Here is a 355-nt window from a genome sequence, read left to right as displayed (position 1 = left end):
ATCTTGGCGCACCATTAAACCTTACACCGCTGTCGAAGGCGGTGGTGCAAATCATGCGCTAACGGAATACCGAATACATGTTTACCATATTAATCTTACTCAAGATGGCCTACTTGCGCTTTCTAAACGCATCCGCGCAGATGAAAACCTAACATGGTTTACGGCTGATGAGCTTGTTAAGGCTAAGTCTCAAGATGGCAGAATGGCGTATATCGATGCCTTGATCGAGGATCACGATTCTAAAGATGATTGGCGTAAATCTATAGAGAGTATCTCTCCAAGCTATGTGAATACACTCTCAGAGCTTCCAGATTCTTTTTCAACGACATTCTCGCTAGATAATTCAGAGAAAATC

General features: G+C 42.8%; 1 protein-coding gene. It reads left to right on the top strand.

Annotated features, from left to right (window positions below; genetic code table 11):
* Positions 1-355: hypothetical protein (locus tag A3766_RS30895; RefSeq protein ID WP_197479491.1), on the top strand; the 355-nt coding region annotated here is incomplete at both ends.

This window comes from Oleiphilus sp. HI0132 (assembly GCF_001635845.1).
Note: the sequence above shows the minus strand (reverse complement) of the source record. Positions and strands in the feature narration are given on the sequence as shown.